General features: G+C 68.6%; 14 protein-coding genes. 7 read left to right on the forward strand and 7 right to left on the reverse strand.

What is annotated here, in order from left to right:
* Nucleotides 1-167: 167 nt before the first annotated feature.
* Complete coding sequence (locus ABZ824_RS10335; RefSeq protein ID WP_356962978.1) at nt 168-1,613, forward strand: aldehyde dehydrogenase; 1,446 nt, start codon at nt 168-170, stop codon at nt 1,611-1,613.
* Here ABZ824_RS10335 and ABZ824_RS10340 read toward each other — a convergent pair whose 3' ends face one another.
* Together ABZ824_RS10340 and ABZ824_RS10345 are read right to left on the reverse strand one after the other, a co-directional pair.
* Nucleotides 1,614-1,817, reverse strand: coding sequence for a hypothetical protein (locus tag ABZ824_RS10340; RefSeq protein WP_356962979.1), 204 nt, complete (start codon nt 1,815-1,817; stop codon nt 1,614-1,616).
* Nucleotides 1,818-2,161: 344 nt separating this feature from the next.
* The gene (locus ABZ824_RS10345; RefSeq protein WP_356963482.1) at nt 2,162-3,118 is read right to left on the reverse strand and encodes a helix-turn-helix domain-containing protein; all 957 of its coding nucleotides are present in this window, start codon (nt 3,116-3,118) and stop codon (nt 2,162-2,164) included.
* Nucleotides 3,119-3,221: 103 nt separating this feature from the next.
* Here ABZ824_RS10345 and ABZ824_RS10350 point away from each other — a divergent pair, with 103 nt between their 5' ends.
* On the forward strand, nt 3,222-3,974 hold the full coding sequence (locus ABZ824_RS10350; protein ID WP_356962981.1) for a phosphohydrolase: 753 nt from the start codon (nt 3,222-3,224) through the stop codon (nt 3,972-3,974).
* A 39-nt stretch (nt 3,975-4,013) separates the two neighbouring features.
* Nucleotides 4,014-4,778 carry a hypothetical protein gene (locus ABZ824_RS10355; protein ID WP_356962982.1) on the forward strand — a complete coding sequence of 255 codons (765 nt, stop codon included), beginning with the start codon at nt 4,014-4,016 and terminating at the stop codon, nt 4,776-4,778.
* Between the two features lie 252 nt (nt 4,779-5,030).
* Here the strand turns inward: ABZ824_RS10355 and ABZ824_RS10360 are convergent, their stop codons facing one another.
* The 4 genes from ABZ824_RS10360 to ABZ824_RS10375 all read right to left on the reverse strand — a co-directional run bounded on the left by ABZ824_RS10360 (nt 5,031) and on the right by ABZ824_RS10375 (nt 10,634).
* A complete protein-coding gene (locus ABZ824_RS10360) occupies nt 5,031-6,863 on the reverse strand; it encodes a phosphoenolpyruvate carboxykinase (GTP) (protein ID WP_355071338.1) in 1,833 nt (610 codons plus the stop codon).
* Nucleotides 6,864-7,081: 218 nt separating this feature from the next.
* Nucleotides 7,082-8,611 carry a hypothetical protein gene (locus tag ABZ824_RS10365; protein ID WP_356962984.1) on the reverse strand — a complete coding sequence of 510 codons (1,530 nt, stop codon included), beginning with the start codon at nt 8,609-8,611 and terminating at the stop codon, nt 7,082-7,084.
* Nucleotides 8,612-8,648: 37 nt separating this feature from the next.
* The gene (locus tag ABZ824_RS10370) at nt 8,649-9,782 is read right to left on the reverse strand and encodes a hypothetical protein (protein WP_356962985.1); all 1,134 of its coding nucleotides are present in this window, start codon (nt 9,780-9,782) and stop codon (nt 8,649-8,651) included.
* Between the two features lie 69 nt (nt 9,783-9,851).
* Entirely contained in the window at nt 9,852-10,634 is a 783-nt protein-coding gene (locus tag ABZ824_RS10375) for an SDR family oxidoreductase (RefSeq protein ID WP_355071333.1), read from the reverse strand.
* Nucleotides 10,635-10,785: 151 nt separating this feature from the next.
* Between ABZ824_RS10375 and ABZ824_RS10380 the strand changes: the two genes are divergently transcribed.
* The 4 genes from ABZ824_RS10380 to ABZ824_RS10395 are packed head-to-tail and all read left to right on the forward strand — an operon-like array spanning nt 10,786 to nt 16,743.
* On the forward strand, nt 10,786-12,132 hold the full coding sequence (locus tag ABZ824_RS10380; RefSeq protein ID WP_356962987.1) for a lipase family protein: 1,347 nt from the start codon (nt 10,786-10,788) through the stop codon (nt 12,130-12,132).
* 59 nt (nt 12,133-12,191) lie between these two features.
* A complete protein-coding gene (trmB, locus tag ABZ824_RS10385) occupies nt 12,192-13,004 on the forward strand; it encodes a tRNA (guanosine(46)-N7)-methyltransferase TrmB (RefSeq protein WP_356962988.1) in 813 nt (270 codons plus the stop codon).
* Nucleotides 13,001-13,729 carry an NYN domain-containing protein gene (locus tag ABZ824_RS10390; RefSeq protein WP_195044044.1) on the forward strand — a complete coding sequence of 243 codons (729 nt, stop codon included), beginning with the start codon at nt 13,001-13,003 and terminating at the stop codon, nt 13,727-13,729. Before trmB ends, ABZ824_RS10390 begins: the two co-directional genes overlap by 4 nt.
* On the forward strand, nt 13,729-16,743 hold the full coding sequence (locus ABZ824_RS10395) for an MMPL family transporter (RefSeq protein ID WP_356962990.1): 3,015 nt from the start codon (nt 13,729-13,731) through the stop codon (nt 16,741-16,743). Before ABZ824_RS10390 ends, ABZ824_RS10395 begins: the two co-directional genes overlap by 1 nt.
* A gap of 329 nt (nt 16,744-17,072) precedes the next feature.
* Here ABZ824_RS10395 and ABZ824_RS10400 read toward each other — a convergent pair whose 3' ends face one another.
* Nucleotides 17,073-18,695 carry a DUF2339 domain-containing protein gene (locus ABZ824_RS10400; protein WP_356962992.1) on the reverse strand — a complete coding sequence of 541 codons (1,623 nt, stop codon included), beginning with the start codon at nt 18,693-18,695 and terminating at the stop codon, nt 17,073-17,075.
* Nucleotides 18,696-18,750 lie beyond the last annotated feature (55 nt).

Here is an 18,750-nt window from a genome sequence, read left to right on the forward strand (position 1 = left end):
CGAGCTGATATGTCGATACAGCATCCCCCTTCCAGCAACAGAACGCAATAGTGCGTTCTGCGAAAAGCGAACCGAGAGGTCGGGATTCACACCGGCCAGGGCGTCGCCGCGCCGGAAAACTGGAACAGGTTACAGACAATGCGGGGGCAAAACTGTAACGTGTTCTCATGCACTACGACAGCTTGTTCATCGGCGGCCGCTGGACCGCGCCAGCCACCGCCGAGCGCATCCAGGTCATCTCGCCGGCCACGGTCGAGCCGGTGGGCAGCGTCCCCGCGGTGAGCCGGGCGGATGTCGACGCCGCGGTCGCCGCGGCCAGGCACGCCTTCGATCACGGACCGTGGCCCGCCACGCCCCCGAAGGAGCGAGCCGAGGTACTCACCCGCGCCGCCCGGCTGATCGAACAGCGTTCCGCCGATCTGCTCGCCGCGCTGACCGCCGAGGTCGGCGCGCCGCAAATGATCGCGATGACGCTGAACCAGCTGCCCGCGGTCGCCGCACTGGACGCCTACGCGGCCCTGGCGGAGTCCTTCCCGTGGTCGGAGACCCGGGTGGGCGGGTTCGGCACCACTCGGGTCACCCGCGAGCCGCGCGGTGTCGTCGCGGCGGTGACCGCGTGGAACGTCCCTCTGTTCCTCGCGGTCAACAAGCTCGCGCCCGCCCTGCTGGCCGGTTGCACCATCGTGCTCAAGCCCGCCCCGCTGACTCCGCTCACGGCGAACCTGGTCGCCGACATCTTCACCGAGGCGGGCCTGCCCGAAGGCGTGCTCTCGGTGCTGCCCGCCGAGCCCGACGCGGCCGAGTACCTCGTCTCGCACCCCGGCGTGGACAAGGTGACCTTCACCGGAAGCACCGCGGTCGGCCGCAAGATCGGCGCCATCGCCACCGGTCAGCTCAAGAGCGTCTCGCTCGAACTCGGCGGCAAGTCGGCGGCGATCCTGCTGCCCGACATGGACGTCGCGGCCAATATCCCGGTGCTCGCGTTCTCCGGCCTGATGAACAGCGGGCAGGGCTGTGTCGCGCAGACCCGCATCCTCGCCCCGCGCAGCCGGTACGACGAGATTCTCGACGCGCTGGTCGAACACGTGAAGACGATGAAGGTGGGCGACCCGAACGACCCGAGCGTGCAGCTGGGTCCGCTGATCTCCGAACGCCAGCGCGATCGGGTCGAGGGCTACATCGCCAAGGGCAAGGCCGAGGGAGCGCGACTCGTGCTCGGCGGCGGTCGCCCGGAGGGGCTGGACCGGGGCTGGTTCGTCGAGCCGACGATCTTCGCCGACGTGGACAACAAGTCGACCATCGCCCAAGAGGAGATCTTCGGACCGGTGCTTTCGGTCATCCCGTACGAGACCGAGGACGAGGCCGTGGCCATCGCCAACGACTCGGTCTACGGTCTCGCGGGCTCGGTGTGGACGACCGATATCGAACACGGCGCCGAGATCGCGGCGCGGGTGCGCACCGGCACCTTCGCGATCAATTGGTACGCGTTCGATCCGAGTTCGCCGTTCGGCGGTTACAAAGCCTCCGGACTCGGCCGCGAGAACGGCCCGGAGGGTCTCGATTCGTTCTGCGAGCAGAAGTCCCTGCTCATGCCGCTCGGCTGGACCGGCTGATCACTCCGGTGGCATGACCACACGCAGCAGCGGAGCACGGTTGCCGTAACGCCGGGGTGGTGCGTCGACGATCTCGACGCGCCACCCGGGCGGCAGCACCGCGCGCAGCCGTCCCGCGGCCCGGCGCAGCGGGGTGCTCACGGTCTCGAACTCGAATTCGGCCACCATCGGGGCAACCGACATCGTCATCTCCGGATCGGCCATGCTCCATCCACCTCTCGCGTCGATCTCGCCGTGCGCCGCGGCATCGCGGGTCCGATATCGGTAGGGAAGTCGTTCAGTCGATCAGTTAACCGCCAGTAATCCGACTGGGTGATGCGGAAGGAAGAACACGCCAAGCATAGGTTACGAATACACGAAATCTCTCGACAAGATCATTACCCCCTTTCCCATCCGGCTAAACCGATCGGTCCGTGGGAATTTCGCGAACTAGAGTGTGACGCGGGACACCGATCCGACCGCCCGACTCCCGAGCGCCGAGGTCGGCACAACCGAAACATCTCCCCCGCAAGGTTATTCGCCGTACCAGGCACTTCACCCCGGTGCGTTCACCGGCCCAGCGACCGGCGATACGCGGCCGGTGTCGCGCCCGTCGCCGCACGCAGGTGCGCCCGGAGCGCGGTGACGCTGCCGAACCCGGCCTTTACCGCGACGACTTCCACTGGCAAACGCGTGGTTTCCAGAAGCTCGCGCGCCCGTGCGGTGCGCTGGGCATCCAGCCACCGCCGCGGCGTGGTGCCGACTTGCGCCTTGAAACGGCGGATGAAGGTCCGCTCGCTCATCAGCGCGTGCGCGGCCAGCGCCGAAACATCGACCGCCGCAACTGGTTCCGCCACCGCCCAGGCCAGCGTCGCGGCGAGACCGCCATCGGTACGCGCGGCGGGTGCGTCCGGAATGTATTGCGCCTGACCGCCTTCCCGGTGCGGCGCGGTGACGTTCCACCTGGCCAGCTCCGCCGCCGCGTGCGCGCCCAGCTCGCGGCGGACGATGTGCAGGCACAGATCGAGACCCGCCGACAGCCCGGCCGAGGTCAGCACTTCACCGTCATCGACGTAGAGGGCCGTCGGGTCCAAACGCACCGCCGGATACAGCTCGGCGAACTCGTCGCAATAGGCCCAGTGCGTAGTCACGCGTCGTCCGTCCAGCAGCCCGGCCTCGGCCAGGACGAACGCGCCGACGCAGATGCTCACCATGGTCGCGCCCCGCGCGGCCGCGCCGCGCAATGCGACGAGCGCCTCCCGTGGGGTGGGCAGCGTCGGGATACCGATGCCGGGCACGACGACGACATCGGCTTCCGCCAACGCTTCCAGCCCGTGCTCCACGCGCAATTCGAAGCCGTTGGGTGTCCACACCGGACCGGGACGCACCCCACAGGTCCGCATCTCGAACCCGGACGGCTCGCCGGTCTTGCCCGGCCCGTGCCGGAACGCCTGAACAGCACAGGCCAGGTCGAAGGCCATCACCCCGTCCAGCGCGAGCGCCACGACTTGCTTCATCGTCCCCAGTTTGGCACGAATCCGAGCAATACTGTCATTTCCGCCACTCGCCGCGGATCCGGACACACGCTTGACTTCAGTGCACACCGAGTTCCGACCAGAAGGAGGAATCGTGGCCGCACCGACGGGCCTCGACTGGGCATGGGCCACCCGCACCGGGGGCGCTCTGTCGAAAGAGCAACGCCGCGCGTTGGCCGTCGCGACCGCCCGCACGCTGCCCGCCATGGCGCCCAACCGGCTCCGGCTGGCACTGGGCAGGCGGGGACGCGGGCGGCTGGAGTTCGCCGGCCTGCGGTTACCCGACTCCCAGCTCGCCGTCGCGGCGGAGACCGAGGCGCGGGAGTCGCTGTCGCCGCACGTGCTGAACCATTCGCTGCGGACCTACTACTTCGGACGGGTCCTGGCGGATCTCGACGGCGCCGCCTACGACGACGAGCTCGTCTACGTCTCCTGCCTACTGCACGACCTGCAACTCGAACATCCCACGCCCGGACGGTGTTTCGCCGTGGTCGGCGGCGAACGGGCGGCCGCCGTCGCACTGGGCGCGGGCGCGCCGCCGGAACGGGCCGAAGCGATCGGCGCGGCCATCGCCGCCCACATCACGCCCGGGGTCGCCGACGATCTCGGCGACCCCGGCGGCTTCGTCTCCGCGGGAGCCTCGGTGGACGTACTCGGGACGCGACTGGCTGAACTGGACCGCGAGTGGGTCGCCGAACTGCTGCGGCGGCACCCGCGACTGGAGTTCGCACGGCATGTCGTCGCCGCCTTCCGAGCGGAAGCGAAGGCGATGCCGAAAGGCCGGATTCATTGGCTCAACAGGGCGGGTTTCCTGGCCATGATCCGGATGTCCCCGTTCGCCGAATAACCAAGCCGCCCCGTCAGACCGATCGGTATGCTCAACGTTATGAACGGTGTCACCGGCATCGCAAGCGCACGGCACAAGCTTGCTCGCGCGGGACACCACATCAATGACCTCGAACGCATGATCTCGGAATACCAGAACGCGAACCAGGTCGAAGTCCGAGTCGACCTTTCCCCGAGCCAGGAATACGAGAACGAGATCGATTGCCAGGTAGCCGCGGTGAGCGTATCCGAGGTGCCCGACGAGTGGGGACTGATCACCGGTGACGCGCTCACCAACTCGAGGGCCGCACTCGACCACGCCGTCTACCCGCACGCGGAGCATTTCCCGATCTTGCTGAGCAGCACGGACAGCAGGGGTGAGGAGATATGCGTTCAGGAGATATTCGACGCCACAACCACAGCCATAATTCTCCGCCATCAGCCATATAACGATCCGCAGCCGACACATCACCCACTCGGACTTCTCCGCGAACTCGCCGACCGTGACGCGCACCGCCGAGTGCTCGTCACCAACTCGTTCAGGACCGAGCTGATTTTCGCACCATCGGATGACTACGAAGTCGTGGATATTCCAGGACTGGCAGTCCACGAACTCGTGCCGGGAGCTGTTTTCAAGCATTTCCGTTTGAAGCTTCGCCCTGGGTTCACACAATCTCAGCTCACATACAACAACCGACTCGTGGCGACTGTCGTCGTCAATGTTCCCGATACCGATGACGATGTGCCGCTCGTCGCCTGTATGAGATCGATTCACACACGAGTGTCGGAAATTTTGGATCAGCTCGAAGCCCTCGGGATTCTATAACCGCCACGGTGTCGCCGTTTCCGGCAGCCACGATCCGCGATCTCCGCGCGGTAGAGCGACGACCGCGCTGGACGACAAGCCATGGTTCGTGGAGTGCGGACCGCGCGGAGTGGTCCGGCGAGCTCCACGGCCGACCGCGATGCTCGAAGGGCGCTTCCGGACCGCGCTGAACACGGAAACGTTTGTCTCGCAGAACAAATCGCCCGCACCATCTGCCGAATGGTGCGGGCGAATGCTACTTTGGGTGGAGTGTCAGCCCAGACGCTGCTTGAGCGCCTCGAACTCGTCACGCACGCCGGAAGGCAGCTTGTCGCCGACGAACTCGAACCACTCTTCGATCAGCGGGATCTCCTTGCGCCACTCGTCGGCGTTCACGACGAGCGCCTCGTCGACGTCCTTGGGGTCGACATCCAGCCCCTCCAGGTCGAGCTGCGCGGCGGTCGGCACGTTGCCGATCGCGGTCGCCTCGGCGTGGGCGGAACCCTCGATCCGGCCGATGATCCACTCCAGCACGCGGGAGTTCTCACCGAAGCCCGGCCACAGGAAGCGGCCGTCGCCGCCGCGGCGGAACCAGTTCACGTAGAAGATCTTCGGCAGCTTGCCCGCGTCGGCGTTCTTGCCGACGTTGATCCAATGGCCCAGGTAGTCCCCGACGTGGTAGCCGAGGAACGGCAACATGGCCATCGGGTCGCGGCGGACGGTGCCGACCTTGCCCTCGGCGGCCGCGGTCTGCTCGGAGGACAGCGTCGCGCCCATGAACACACCGTGCTGCCAGTCGAAGGACTCGGTGACCAGCGGGACGGTGGTCTTGCGGCGGCCGCCGAACAGGATCGCCGAGATCGGCACGCCCTGCGGGTCGTCCCACTCGGGCGCCAGGATCGGGCACTGCGCCATCGGCGTGCAGTAGCGGGAGTTCGGGTGCGCGGCCAGCGTCTCGGTCTCGCGCTGGTACCAGTCGTTGCCCTTCCAGTCGATCAGGTGATCGGGCTCGCCTTCCAGGCCCTCCCACCACACATCGCCGTCATCGGTCAGCGCGACGTTGGTGTAGACGGTATTGCCCGCCTCCACGGTCGCCATGGCGTTCGGGTTGGAGCTGCGGTTGGTGCCCGGCGCGACGCCGAAGAAGCCGAACTCGGGGTTCACCGCGTAGAGACGGCCGTCCTTGCCGAAGCGCATCCAGGCGATGTCGTCGCCCAAGGTCTCCGCGCGCCAGCCCGGCACCGTCGGCTGGATCATCGCGAGGTTGGTCTTGCCGCAGGCGCTGGGGAACGCGGCGGCGATGTAGTAGGCCTTGTTCTCCGGGGAGATCAGTTTCAGGATCAGCATGTGCTCCGCCAGCCAGCCCTCGTCGTGGGCCATCGCCGAGGCGATCCGCAGCGAGTAGCACTTCTTGCCGAGCAGCGCGTTGCCGCCGTAGCCGGAGCCGTAGCTCCAGATCTCCCGATCCTCGGGGAAGTGGGTGATGTACTTGGTGTCGTTGCACGGCCACGGCACGTCGGCCTGGCCGTCGGCCAGCGGCGCGCCCACGGAGTGCAGCGCCTTCACGAACGGGCGGTCGGCGCCCAGCTTCTCCAGGGCGGCGGCGCCCATGCGGGTCATCACGCGCATCGACACGACGACGTACTCGGAGTCGGTGATCTCGACGCCCAGCTTCGGGTCCTCGGCGCCCAGCGGGCCCATGCAGAACGGCACCACGTACATGGTGCGGCCCTTCATCGACCCGCGGTACAGCTCGGTCATCGTGGCGCGCATCTCGGTCGGGTCGACCCAGTTGTTGGTCGGGCCCGCGTCGGCCTCGGTCTTCGAACAGATGTAGGTGCGCGACTCCACCCGGGCCACGTCGGAGGGATCGGAGAGGGCGAGGAAGGAGTTCGGCTTCTTCTTCTCGTCCAGCCGCTTGAACGTCCCCGCCGCGACGAGCTGCTCGGTGAGCCGCTCCCATTCCTCGTCGGAGCCGTCTGCCCACACCACTCGATCCGGCTGGGTGAGTTCGGCGACTTCTTGTACCCAGGCGAGTAGTTCGCTGTGCTCGGTCGGCGCCTTGCCGTCGGATCCACGAAGACCAGGAATGGTCGCTGACGTCATGAAAACTCTCCTGAGATGGGCGGCTGTTCGATGCTCCGCCGCCTGGCCCTAGGCCCATGACCAGCGCGAATGCACCGAGCGCCACCGTTGGCGGGAAGGCGCCCGCTCCGACCGGTCGAACGCGCACCCCAGGAGGGCGGCAGATCAGGACTTAGCGGACGCCCAAGTTCCTGAATAGAGGTTAACGCGATGTGACGGCCGGTACGGTATCGGGTTCCTCACTGTGTACCCAATTGGTCGTTCGTTTCAACAGGCGCGATCCAGCGATCGAGGATCCGGACGTCGCGCTCGCATGCGGCGAGCTGCCCCGGCTGCTCGGCCGCCATCCGGCGCAATTCGGCCTCCAGCCGGGCCACCCTGCGATCCGTCTCGACCATTCGCGCGGTGCTTGCCTGGACCACGTGATCGGCCAAAGTGGTCTCCGCTTCCACGAGTGCGGTCACCACGCGCTGCTCGAGCTGCGCTTTTACGTTGACCAACGCGTCGGCGACCCATTGCCGGATGTGCGCTCGATCGGCCAGCTGGCGGCGTGCTCGGACCACCCACGCCGCCGCACCGCCGCCGAGCAGCAACGTTACCGGCACACTCGCGACGTCTAGGGCCGATACCAGGGAGAACGGAGCAACCAGCAAGCGACCCAGACCGACACCGGCCGACGCGCCGAGCGCGATCATAAGGTGATCTTCGACACCCCGATGGCGTGGCTCGGGATCCGGGCCGACCCGAGGGGCCTGGTCGCGCCGCCGCGTAGGCGAACCCCGATCCGTGCTCTCGATCCGGGCGCTCAGTTCGGCGATGCGCTGGTCGATGACGTGGTCGAGGGCGCCGGTCAGTTCGGTGACGGACTGCTGCAGCCGAGTGGGGTAGCCGCCGAGCTCGGCGGGCCGCAGCCGGTCCAGCTCGGCGCGCACGGCGGTGTGCAGCGCCCGGATGCTCGCGCCGATCTCGGTCATCAGGTCCACCCGGGCCAGGTGCAGCTGCCCGCGCAGGGTGGACATCGCGGTGGCGCGCCCCCCGTCGCGACCGGCCAACAGAAGGGCGCGCTCCTCGCGCAGCCGGGCCGCTTCGGCGCCGGAGCGCAGGACCGCCACCTGTTCGGCCACCCGTCGGCGCGTGTCGGCGAGGACCCGGCCGGTCACCGCGCCCGGCCGGTCACCGCCCGCGGCGGCTGCCGCGGTGAGCCGCGCGTGCAATGCGCCGACACCGGAGCGATCGAGCAGTCCGGCGTCGCCCGCGGCGCGTGCGGCGGCCGCGAGCCGCGCCGAGACCGGCACGATGTCCAGATCGCCCGCGCCCGACGCGGCGAGCAACTCCAGGTCGCGCTCCCGCACGGCGTGCCAGTCCCGGTGGGCGTGGACGCCGTTCATGGCGAGCAGCAGGCGGGCGCCGTCCGCGCGCAACCGATCGACCACCCCGAGCGTGTCCGCGCCGATGATGGTGCCCGCGTCGAGCAGGATCAACGCCACCGCGGGCGGGGTGGACTCCGATACGGCGTCGGCGCGGGGTTCCGACAGCGTGAGGCGCGGTTCGAACCGGGCCAACTCGGTGCGCAACAAGGTCGTGTTGACGTCGGCGGGGCCGATCACCGTGACCGCACGAGCGCCACCGGAGTCGTGCACCGCGCGCAGCAGCGCCATACCTTGCGGATTCCATCGCTCCACCACGGCCGCGAGCTCGGGGACGAGCGCGGCGGGGCGCTCGGCTTCGCCGTCGGCGGAGTCGCCCGCCGTATGAGAAGGCGGATCCACCGCGGCAGCCGCACCAGGCGACGCCGATTCCGGCGGCTCAGAGACCGGCACTGCTCATCCGTTCCCATAGTCGGAGGTACCCGTTGTGCACCCGCAACGCGGCGCGGCGGGCGGCCGGGGGCATATCGCTGGTGACTACCGCGTGCCAGCGCGTGGCGCGGGCAAGCGCATCGTCGGCGTCGGAAGGAGCGGGCGCGGAATACCCCGCGGCGAGATGGGCCACTTCGGGCCCCGCCAAGCCCGCGCAGAGCCCGAGCCAGACGGCGTCGTCGCTGTACAGATAGGACTCCAGGAGGTCGCGCGCCCGGCCGCCCTCCTCCGGGACCGCGCGGGCGGCGAGCCGGGCCAGCTCGTCGAGCAGCTCGCCGCCGCGCAGCGCGGACACTTGTTCGTAGCGGCGGTGCAGCAACTGGTGGAGCGCGTCGATGCCGCTGGCCGCGTGCAAGATCTGCAGCAGCGCCTGCGGAGCGAGATCCGGATCGTGCCGTAGGGCCGTGCACGCGCAGGCCACGCCGTACAGATCCCAGCGGCGCAGCAGTTCCTCGCGCTCGGCGGCATCCGGCCCCGGTGCGACGAACAGGTCCGGCGCGAGGAGCAACGCGGGGTCGGCTTGGGTGGCGAGTTTGCGCAGCAGGTCCAGCTCCGCGCCGGTCAGCGCGCCCGCCCTGGTGCGCATCGCGAGCGAGGCGACCACCGGAACCACCGGAAGCCGCAGCTGACTGCCGTACTGCTGGGCCGAGGCCACGGCATCGCCCCAGCGAGAGCCGATCGCGTCGGCTTTGTTCAGCACCGCGATCGTGCGCTGCGGCGGCAGCGTGGCCAGCACCCTCCGATCGGCCGGCGTCGGCGCGGCCGACAGCACGTAGACGACGATGTCGGCGTCGAGGTCGGGGTCGGGCGCATCCGGCCGGTCCACCGGATCGGTCTCCACCGCAGACATGAGCGCGAGCGCGTGCAGCACCGTTGTCCGCCCCGCGTGCGCGCGCCCGGTCACCTGGATGCGCGGCGGCTTGCGCCACGCGCTGACGGCCGCCGCCGCAGCGTACCCGATCTGCGGATCCCGCCCGGTGCCGAAGCGCAGTTCGGCGAGCAGCTTGTCGAGCTGATCGTGCGCGGACGTCGGCACGCCACGCTCCCGCAGCGGCCCATCGGAATCAGTGGCTGTCGGCATGCTGCACCCACCCCCTTTTACGGTGCGCAATTGTGTCAGAAGTCGGCTCGCCGGGCAGGTTCGACGGGCTCAGCTGCCACTGAAGTATTTGTTCGCGGTGCGCACCATCCAGTTCGGCGCGTATTTCCCCACCGTCGCGAGCACCTTCGCCTGCGCGCCGATCTCGTAGTGCACCTTCGGCAGCCGGGCGCGCTTGCGGGTGGCCTCCCAGATCCCGGCCGCGACGTCGTCGGCGGTCAGTCGTACACCCAGCGATTTCGTCGTCCCGGTCGTCACGCCGTCCACCATGGCCGTGGCCACGAACAGCGGCCAGATCGCGAGCACGCGGATGTCGTGGCGCTCCCATTCCAGGTCGAGCGCCTCGGTGAAGCTCTTGACGGCGGACTTGGTCGCACCGTAGCTCGCGAGTTCGGCCTGGCCGTAGATCGCCGAAGCCGAGCACAGGTTGACCACCTGCGCGCCCGGCGTGTCGCGCAGGTAGCGGAACGCACTGTGTGTCCCGGTGAGCACGCCCACCACGTTGACCTCCACGATCGCCCGATGGGCGGCGATGTCGATCTCCTCGAACGGCCCCGCGCGCAGGATCCCGGCGTTGTTGACCAGGATGTCCAGTCGTCCCGTCGCGGCGTGGAACTCCGCGAGCCGCTCCGCCCACTGCGTGGCGTTCGTCACATCGAGCACTCCTGTGTTAACTACGCCACCCTTGGCTGTGATATCACCGGAAAGCCTGGTCAGCCCGACTTCATCGATGTCGTAAGCCCCGACTTGGTATCCCTGCGCAGCGAAAAGCAAGGCCGTGGCCCGCCCGATGCCCGCCGCCGCGCCGGTGATGAATACTGTCGGTCTGCTCATGCCGGGGAGTCTAGTGCCGGGAATGCCGTGTATCGCGGGGTTCCCAGACGCCCGGTCGGTCACTTACCCTGCAGAAGTGGTCGGCACCATAACCGGTGCGCAGCTTGAACTTTCGCATGCGGCAACCGACCTCGAAGATGAGGAGGTTGCGATGACCGCGAATGTCATCGGCGCTGTCGACCGGGAGCCCGCCTGTCCCGCGGACCGCAAGCCCTTGCTGCCCAGCACGGACCCGTTCCATCGACCGCCGAAAGGGTTCGCGGCCAAGGCGCCGGGCACCATTCTGCGCAGCAGGAAGATCGAAGTGGCGCTGTTCGGAATTGTCCCGCAACAGGTCTCGGCCTGGCAGTTACTCTACCGCAGCTGTGATCTGCACGGGGCACCGGAAGCGGCGATCACCACCGTCCTGCTTCCGATCGGCGCGGAACCGGACCAGGATCGCCCGCTGCTGGCCTTCCAGACCGCGATGGACGCGGTGACCGAGAAATGCTCGCCGTCCTACGCGCTGCGTCACGGCTCGCGGGCGCTCGGTTCGATCACCCAGTTCGAATGGCTCCTGGTCGCGAACGCGCTGCGACGCGGCTGGGCCGTGAGCATCGCCGACCACGAGGGACCGCACGGTAACTTCGGCGCGCCGCGCGAGCCCGGCTACCGCGCGCTCGACGGCATCCGCGCCGCCCTGCGCTTCGACCCCCTCGGGCTCGGCCCGGAAACCCGCGTCGCGGTGTGGGGCTACTCCGGCGGCGGCATGGCCAGCTCGTGGACGGTGGAGATGGCGCCGACCTACGCCCCCGAACTCGACATCGTCGGCGCGGTGCTCGGCGCCCCGGTCGGCGACCCGCGCCAGGTCTTCGACCGGCTCAACGGCACGCCCTTCGCGGGTCTGCCCGCCATCGTCATCGCCGCCCTGCGCAGGCTGTATCCCGCGTTGAGCTCGCTGATCGACAACGAGCTCAGCCCGGACGGCCACCGGTTCGTCGTCCGCGCCGAGAACGCGACGCCGGTCGGCGCGATCCTCGGGCTTGCGGGCAAGAAGGTGGACGACTTCCTCGACCGCCCGCTCGCCGAGGTGCTCGACACCCCGGAGCTGCGGGCGATGTTCGACGATCTGCGGCTCGGCAATACGACGCCGGCCTGCCCGCTGCTGGTGGTGCAACCCATCCACGACCAGGTCATCCACATCGAGGGCATCGACGGCCAGGTGGCCCGCTACCGTCGCGGCGGCGCCGCGGTGACCTACGTTCGCGACCGGCTCAGCGAGCACTTCTCGCTGCTGCCGCTGTCCACGCCGATCAGCCTGGACTGGCTGGCAGACCGGTTCGCCGGGCAACCGGTGAGCGACGCGGGCGACAGCACTGTCTGGTCGGTCGCGGCCTCACCCTCGGGCGTGCGCGGACTGCTGGAGATGGCGGTGACCGCGGCCAAGGTCGCGCTCGGAAGACCGCTGCGTCAGCAACGGCCGACCGAGCCGAGGATCGCGCCCGCGCGCGCCGCCTGACCTCCTGCTCAGCGGCCCGTGCACAACCGCTTGCCGCACTGATCGCCGGATGCTGGACAATGGACGCCGTGAACGACGCCGCGAACCATACTGCCGAGTCAGTTCCGGGCCCGCCGTCCACAGCTTCGGCTCCGGCCGAGGGCGGGCCCAGGCACAAGACCGGCTCCCGCCTGTACCCACGAGTCACCAGCTTCCGGTCGCGCAGGGGCGCGCTGACCGCCACCCAGCAGCAATCCTGGGACCGGATGTGGCCCTCGATCGGCCGCGAGGTCGCCGACGAGCCGCTGGACGCCGCCGCCTGGTTCGGTCGCGACGCTCCGCTGGTCATCGAGATCGGCTGTGGCACGGGCACCGCGACGGCCGTCATGGCGCAGGCCGAACCGCACCTGAACCTGATCGGCATCGAGGTGTATCAGCCCGGCCTGGCGCAGTTGGTGCAGCGCATCGAGCGCGAAGGGATCGAGAACATCCGCCTGCTGCGCGGCGACGCGGTCGACGTACTGGAAAACATGATTGCCGAGGAGTCGCTGACCGGCGTCCGGGTGTTCTTCCCCGACCCGTGGCCGAAGGCGCGCCATCACAAGCGGCGGCTGCTGCAACCCGCGACGGTCGCGCTGATCGCCAACCGCCTGAAGCCGGGCGGTGTGCTGCACGTCGCCACCGACCACGCGGGCTATGCCGAGCACATCCACGCGGTCGGCATGGCGGAGCCCCTGCTCTCGGGTCTCAACGAGGCGACGGGCGGTGTCAGCGCGGAGCATCGCGCCACCGCGCCGATCGGTTTCGAGCGGCCCGTCACGAAATTCGAGGGCAAGGCACATCGCGCCGGTAGCGCCATCACGGAGCTCATATGGGGGAAGATCGACCGATGAGCGTCAGTGAAATGGCCCACGAAGTGGTCGATGTTGCCGGGGAGGTGCACGGCGGCGGAGCGGAAGGTCTGGGCAGCTCGGGGCCGGACGTGCGCCGCGTCCTGTTGGTGTGGGACGCCCCGAACCTCGACATGGGCCTCGGCGCCATTCTGGGCGGTCGTCCGACCGCCGCCTACCGCCCGCGGTTCGACGCGCTCGGCCGCTGGCTGCTGGCCCGGACCGCGGAACTGTCGGTGGGCGCGGTGCATCGGGTGGAACCCGAGGCCACCGTTTTCACCAACATCGCGCCCGGCACCGCCGACGTCGTGCGGCCCTGGGTGGAGGCGCTGCGCAACGTCGGCTACGCGGTCTTCGCCAAACCGAAGATCGACGAGGACTCCGACGTCGACGCCGACATGCTGGCGCACATCGCCTTACGCAGCCGCGGCGCGGGCTTGGCGGGCATCATGGTCGCCTCCGCCGACGGCCAGGCGTTCCGCGAACCGCTGGAGGCGCTCGCCGCCAAAGGAGTGCCGGTTCAGGTGCTCGGCTTCCGCGAGCACGCGAGTTGGGCCGTCACATCCGATACTCTCGAATTCATCGACCTCGAGGACATTCCGGGCGTGTTCCGTGAACCGCTGCCCCGGGTGAGCCTCGACTCGCTGCCCGACGAGGGTGCCTGGCTGCAGCCGTTCCGGCCGCTGTCGGCACTGCTCACCTCTCGCCCCGCCCAAGGAGTCGCTTAGTGTTCACACGCTGGGGCGATCTGGTATACCGGCTGCGATTCGCCGTCATCGGCGTGGTCGTGGCCGGTCTTCTGGCTCTCGGTGGCTACGGCCTCGGGTTGGAGGACCACCTCAGCTCCAGCGGGTGGGATGATCCGACCTCGGAGTCGGCGCGCGCGGCGAGGATCAAAGACGGTGCCTTCGCACGGGATCACAACTCCGACGTCATCGTGTTGTACACGGCGCCGGAGGGCAAGACTATCGATGACCCGGAATTCAGCGGCAAGATCCTCGACAATCTAGGGAGTCTGCCCCGCGATCATCCCGACGAGATCACCAAGATCAACGGTGTCTACTGGCGGAACAGCGCGAACATTCCAGTCCAGGCCTCCGTTTTCGGCTCCAAGGACAAGAAGTACGCCTTCGCCTCCATCGCCATCAAGGGCGACAACGACACCGAGATGGTGCGCAACTACCGGAAGGTGAAGAACGTTTTCTTCATCCCCGGGGTGGATGTGCAGGTGACGGGTCTGCAGGCCGTGGCGGGCACGCTGAACGACACCATGGCCGACGACCAGAAGCGCATGGAGATCCTCGCCATTCCGGCGGTGGCCGTCCTGCTGTTCTTCGTCTTCGGCGGCATCGTCGCCGCCGGATTGCCGCTGATCGTCGGTGGTCTCACCGTGATCGGCGCATGGGGCATCGTGCGGTTCATCACCGAGTTCACCGAGGTGAATTCGTTCGTCTCGCCGGTCGTCTCGATGATCGGCTTGGGCCTGGCCATCGACTACGGCTTGTTCATAGTGAGTCGTTTCCGCGAGGAACTCGCCGAGGGATACGACACCAGGACCGCCGTCCGCCGAACGGTGATGACCTCGGGCCGCACCGTGGTGTTCTCCGCCACGATGATCGTCGCCAGCCTCGGCGGCATGCTGCTGTTTCCGCAGGGCTTCCTGAAATCGGTGGCCTACGGCGCCATCGCGACGGTCACACTCGCGGCGCTGACCTCGATCACCGTGTTGCCCGCCATGCTGTCGGTGCTGGGCAAGCGGGTCGATCTGCTCGGCCTCAAGCGGTTTCGCCAGACCAAGACCGCCGATGAGGTGGAGAACGGTATCTGGGGGCGCTCCACCCGCTGGGTGATGAAGCATCCGCTCAAGATCGCGATCCCGCTCTGCATCCTCTTGCTGCTGCTGATCATCCCGGTCAAGAATCTGAGCTTCGGCGGTATCAACGAGCGGTATCTGCCGCCGGACAATCCGACCCGCTTGGCGCAGAAAGAGTTCGACACGATCTTTCCGCTGCGCAAATCGGATCCGATCGAACTGGTTTTCGTAGTCGACGATCCCAGCCTCGCTCCCCAGGTAGCCAAGGTGGTGAAGGAGGCGAGCAAAGCGCCCGGGCTGGCCGGCGAATTCGCTTATCCGCCCAGCACGGCTCCCAACGACAAGACCATCTACAACACGTCCGTCACGCTGACCAATTCGCAGGACGCCGATCCGACCATCGATTACCTCCGCTCGCTGCCGTTGCCCGACGGCGTCACCATGCTCGTGGGCGGTCAGCCGACGATCCAGAAGGACAGCATCAACGCGCTGCTGGGTCGGATGCCTTTGATGATCGCGCTCGTCTTGTTCGTGACGACGCTGCTGATGTTCCTGACCTTCGGCTCGCTGGTGTTGCCGATCAAGGCCGCGCTGATGAGCGCCCTCGGTCTCGGATCCACGCTCGGCATCCTCACCTGGATCTTCATCGACGGCCACGGCGCGGGACTGTTGAATTTCACTCCGCAACCGATCATGTCGCCCGTGCTGGTGCTGATCATCGCGATCATCTACGGCCTGTCGACCGACTACGAAGTCTTCCTGATGTCGCGCATGGTCGAGGCGCGCGCCCAAGGCGCGAGCACCACCGAGGCGGTGCGGATCGGTACCGCGCAGACCGGCCGGATCATCACCGCGGCCGCGCTGATCCTGCTCGTCGTCACCGGTGCGTTCGCCTTCTCCGACCTGGTGATGATGCAGTACATCGCCTACGGCATGATCGCCGCGCTGTTCATCGACGCGACCGTGCTGCGCATGCTGCTCGTCCCGGCCACCATGAAGCTCCTTGGCGACGACTGCTGGTGGGCGCCTGCCTGGATGAAGAAGGTGCAGGAGAAGGTCGGGCTCGGTGAGCCGATCCTCGATGACGAGCGCGTCGGCGGTAGCGATGTCGTCGACCTGGTGAAGACCACGCCGATCACCGATCCGGTGACCATGCAGATCCCCGCCGTCACCGCCGCCAACAAGGTGCCGCGCAGGCGCAAGCCGCGCACGGTCGCCGAGATCGAGGCCGAGGCGCCGACCAGGCGGCTGGACCGGGTACCGCCGTCGCCCGCACCGCATCCGACCCCCGCGCCGCCGCCGCTCGATCCGGCCAGGCCACGCACGGAACCACCACGGAATCCCACACCCCCGCAGGGTGAACCGATTCGCCCGCGGCGGATTTCGCAGGTTCCGAACGATCCTCGCTCGCCCGGCCAAGCGGAGCAACGGCCGCCGGCACCGCCCGTGCACCCGCCGCGACCGGCGCCGCCCACCGGCCTGCCGCAGGACCCGAACGCATCGCACGCCGGTGTGCCGTCGGTGACCCTGCCTGAGCACAGCCCGCGACCCGCCGTCTCACCGATCACGCCACCCGCCCCGCGCCCGACCCACGCACCGGAACCACGCCCGCTGTCGGGCATCTCGCAGGAACACACCGTCGATCTCGCACAACAGCGACCCGACGCGCCCGGTCCGGCGCACCACCTGCCGCCCGATGCTCCGGCCGCTCCCGACGGCCCCGCGCACCGCGCACCCGAACCCGAGATCCCCGCGGAGCCGTACAACGGACCGGACACCACCAACCGCAGCAGCATCGAGAGCTGGATGGCCGAACTGCGCTCCTCCCGCCGCCACATCGGCCGGGCCCCCGAGGAGGGCAGGCACCACGGCGGCGACGGCCGCACGGTGAGCGTGAACGAACTACTGCGCCGCCGCGACCGCGAGTGAGCGGACGCCACCGCTGACGCGAAGCCGCCGCGCCGTAGTCGTTGAAATCCACCATGGCCCAGCGGTTCCCGCTCAGCGCGTTGCGTAGCACCATCGGCCAGGCCTGCCGACCGAACTGTCCTGCGAGCAGAGCACGAAGGCGGTCGAGCACGCGTTCGCCTGTTCGTAGCCGCGCGGCACCCGGCCCGTTCGCAGACCACTGTTCGGCGGCGAACGCGGTGCCGACCTCGCTCACGCGGCGCAAGCGATCGCGCAGCGACCTCTCGCTTTGAGTGCGTTCCCGGTGAGCGTGGCGACGATCTGGCCACCGCGACCGGGTCACGGGTAAGTCAGCTCGCTCGACCGGAGTCGTCGGGCAGCTCCGTTCGCTTCGTGACAGTCGTTGCGGTGCCATCAGGTGCGTTCCCCGTTCCCGCGTCGGCGAAGCCGCGCGCATAGCGGGTACCTGCCAAGAGCAGCAGAATGCCGACTACGAGGAAGGCGGCGACGCGGACCAAGCCGTCCAAGGTGGCCAGGTCGAAGAGAAACAGTTTGGCCAGTGCGGCTGCCGTGACCAGTAAACCGGAACCCAAGGCGAGTTTGGCGACCGCGGGTGCGTCGGCGAGTGCGCGAAGTCCGAACAGGAGGGCGCTGGTCGCGGCTGCCATCCACAGGATGGTCGCGGCGCTGTGGCCGAGGAGGAACCCGTTCGGCGTTCCGGTCGCGACGCCGAGGGAGACCGTCATCGTGGTCACCGCGTAGAGTCCGGCGACGCTCGCGGCGATCCATGGCCACGCGCTGCCCGCGGCAGGTCCGGGCAATCGCCGCGCGCACCACATCGCCACCGCGATCACCGCGAGGGCCAGCGTCGCGCCGAGCACGGTCGCCACGCCGAGGTTCGCCTCCGAGCGATGTTGCGAGGCAAGCACTCCCGGGCTCGCGACATTCAGTAGCGCCAAGCCGCCGAGCACCGCGAACGCCGCGCCGAGGCCCGCCGCCGGGCGGGACGTCCGCTGGCCCGCGACGCCGAGGAAGACCAACGCCACCAGCAGCAGAGCCGTGGGCAAGGTCCGCGTCTCGGTAACGCCGACACATGCCTCGAGCGCAGCGATCGAGCCCGCGACGGCGGCCACGAGGGCCGTGTGCCCCGGGATCCGTACCAACTCGTTCACTTTCGGCGCCATGCTCACCGCGGCGACGAGCAGGAGCACCGCGGCGGCGATCGACGCTACCGACACCGCGATGTGCCGTTCGGAATACATCCCCGGGGCGAGCAGCATCGGCACGAGCGCTGCCGCCATCGTCAGCGAGGCGGTGAGATCGGCGGGCCGGTGCCGGACGACGACGATCGTCCCGGTGATTCCGACCAACGCGACCGCCAGCGCGGCCACGAGCACCCAGGTGCGCTCTCCAGCGCCGGGAGTTCCGAGAACCGCACCCGCGACGAACCCAAACGTCGCCAGTACGGCAGGCAATGTGCGCGCCACGTGCAGATATGGCCAGTTCCGCGTCAATTGCACCGGCACGCAGACCAATTGCAACACGATCAGGAACGCGAGCAGTACCACCCGCGTGGTCACCACCGGAGACAGCGTCGCCGCGGCGAGCACCACCAGGACCGCGAGTGGCTGCGAGCGCCACCGCATCGCCAAACCGACGCCCGCGGTGGCGACACCGAAAGCGACGGCGAGCCCGAGTACCGGATGCAGCCAGTGGTAGATGGCGGTCACCGCGACGACATCGAGATAGGCGCCCGCGATGCCGGTGGCCGCCAGTGCGATACCGCCGACCCGCCCTCCGGTCCGCTGGAAGACTCGTACTCCCACAGCCAACAGCACAGCCGAGAAAACCGCTCCCGCAATCACTCTCGGCACCGGCCCGAAGAATCCCGCCTGGGCAGCCAGAACCAGGAGCATCGCGACGCCGATCAACGTCACCGCGACACCCGCCAGCGCCAAGAGCCGGCTGATCACCCCGTCACGTTGCCACCACGGCGTATGCGGCACCGGTGGCCCCGCGCGCGGTGGG

This window comes from Nocardia sp. NPDC047038 (genome assembly GCF_040644075.1).
Lineage (GTDB): Bacteria > Actinomycetota > Actinomycetes > Mycobacteriales > Mycobacteriaceae > Nocardia > Nocardia sichangensis.

Bases quoted from the DNA above. Each gene is read 5' to 3' on its own strand.
- ABZ824_RS10335 (WP_356962978.1), top strand. From the start codon at position 168: ATGCACTACGACAGCTTGTTCATCGGCGGCCGCTGGACCGCGCCAGCC.
- ABZ824_RS10340 (WP_356962979.1), bottom strand. From the start codon at position 1,817: ATGGCCGATCCGGAGATGACGATGTCGGTTGCCCCGATGGTGGCCGAA.
- ABZ824_RS10355 (WP_356962982.1), top strand. From the start codon at position 4,014: ATGAACGGTGTCACCGGCATCGCAAGCGCACGGCACAAGCTTGCTCGC.
- ABZ824_RS10360 (WP_355071338.1), bottom strand. From the start codon at position 6,863: ATGACGTCAGCGACCATTCCTGGTCTTCGTGGATCCGACGGCAAGGCG.
- ABZ824_RS10370 (WP_356962985.1), bottom strand. From the start codon at position 9,782: ATGCCGACAGCCACTGATTCCGATGGGCCGCTGCGGGAGCGTGGCGTG.
- ABZ824_RS10375 (WP_355071333.1), bottom strand. From the start codon at position 10,634: ATGAGCAGACCGACAGTATTCATCACCGGCGCGGCGGCGGGCATCGGG.
- ABZ824_RS10380 (WP_356962987.1), top strand. From the start codon at position 10,786: ATGACCGCGAATGTCATCGGCGCTGTCGACCGGGAGCCCGCCTGTCCC.
- trmB (WP_356962988.1), top strand. From the start codon at position 12,192: ATGGACGCCGTGAACGACGCCGCGAACCATACTGCCGAGTCAGTTCCG.
- ABZ824_RS10390 (WP_195044044.1), top strand. From the start codon at position 13,001: ATGAGCGTCAGTGAAATGGCCCACGAAGTGGTCGATGTTGCCGGGGAG.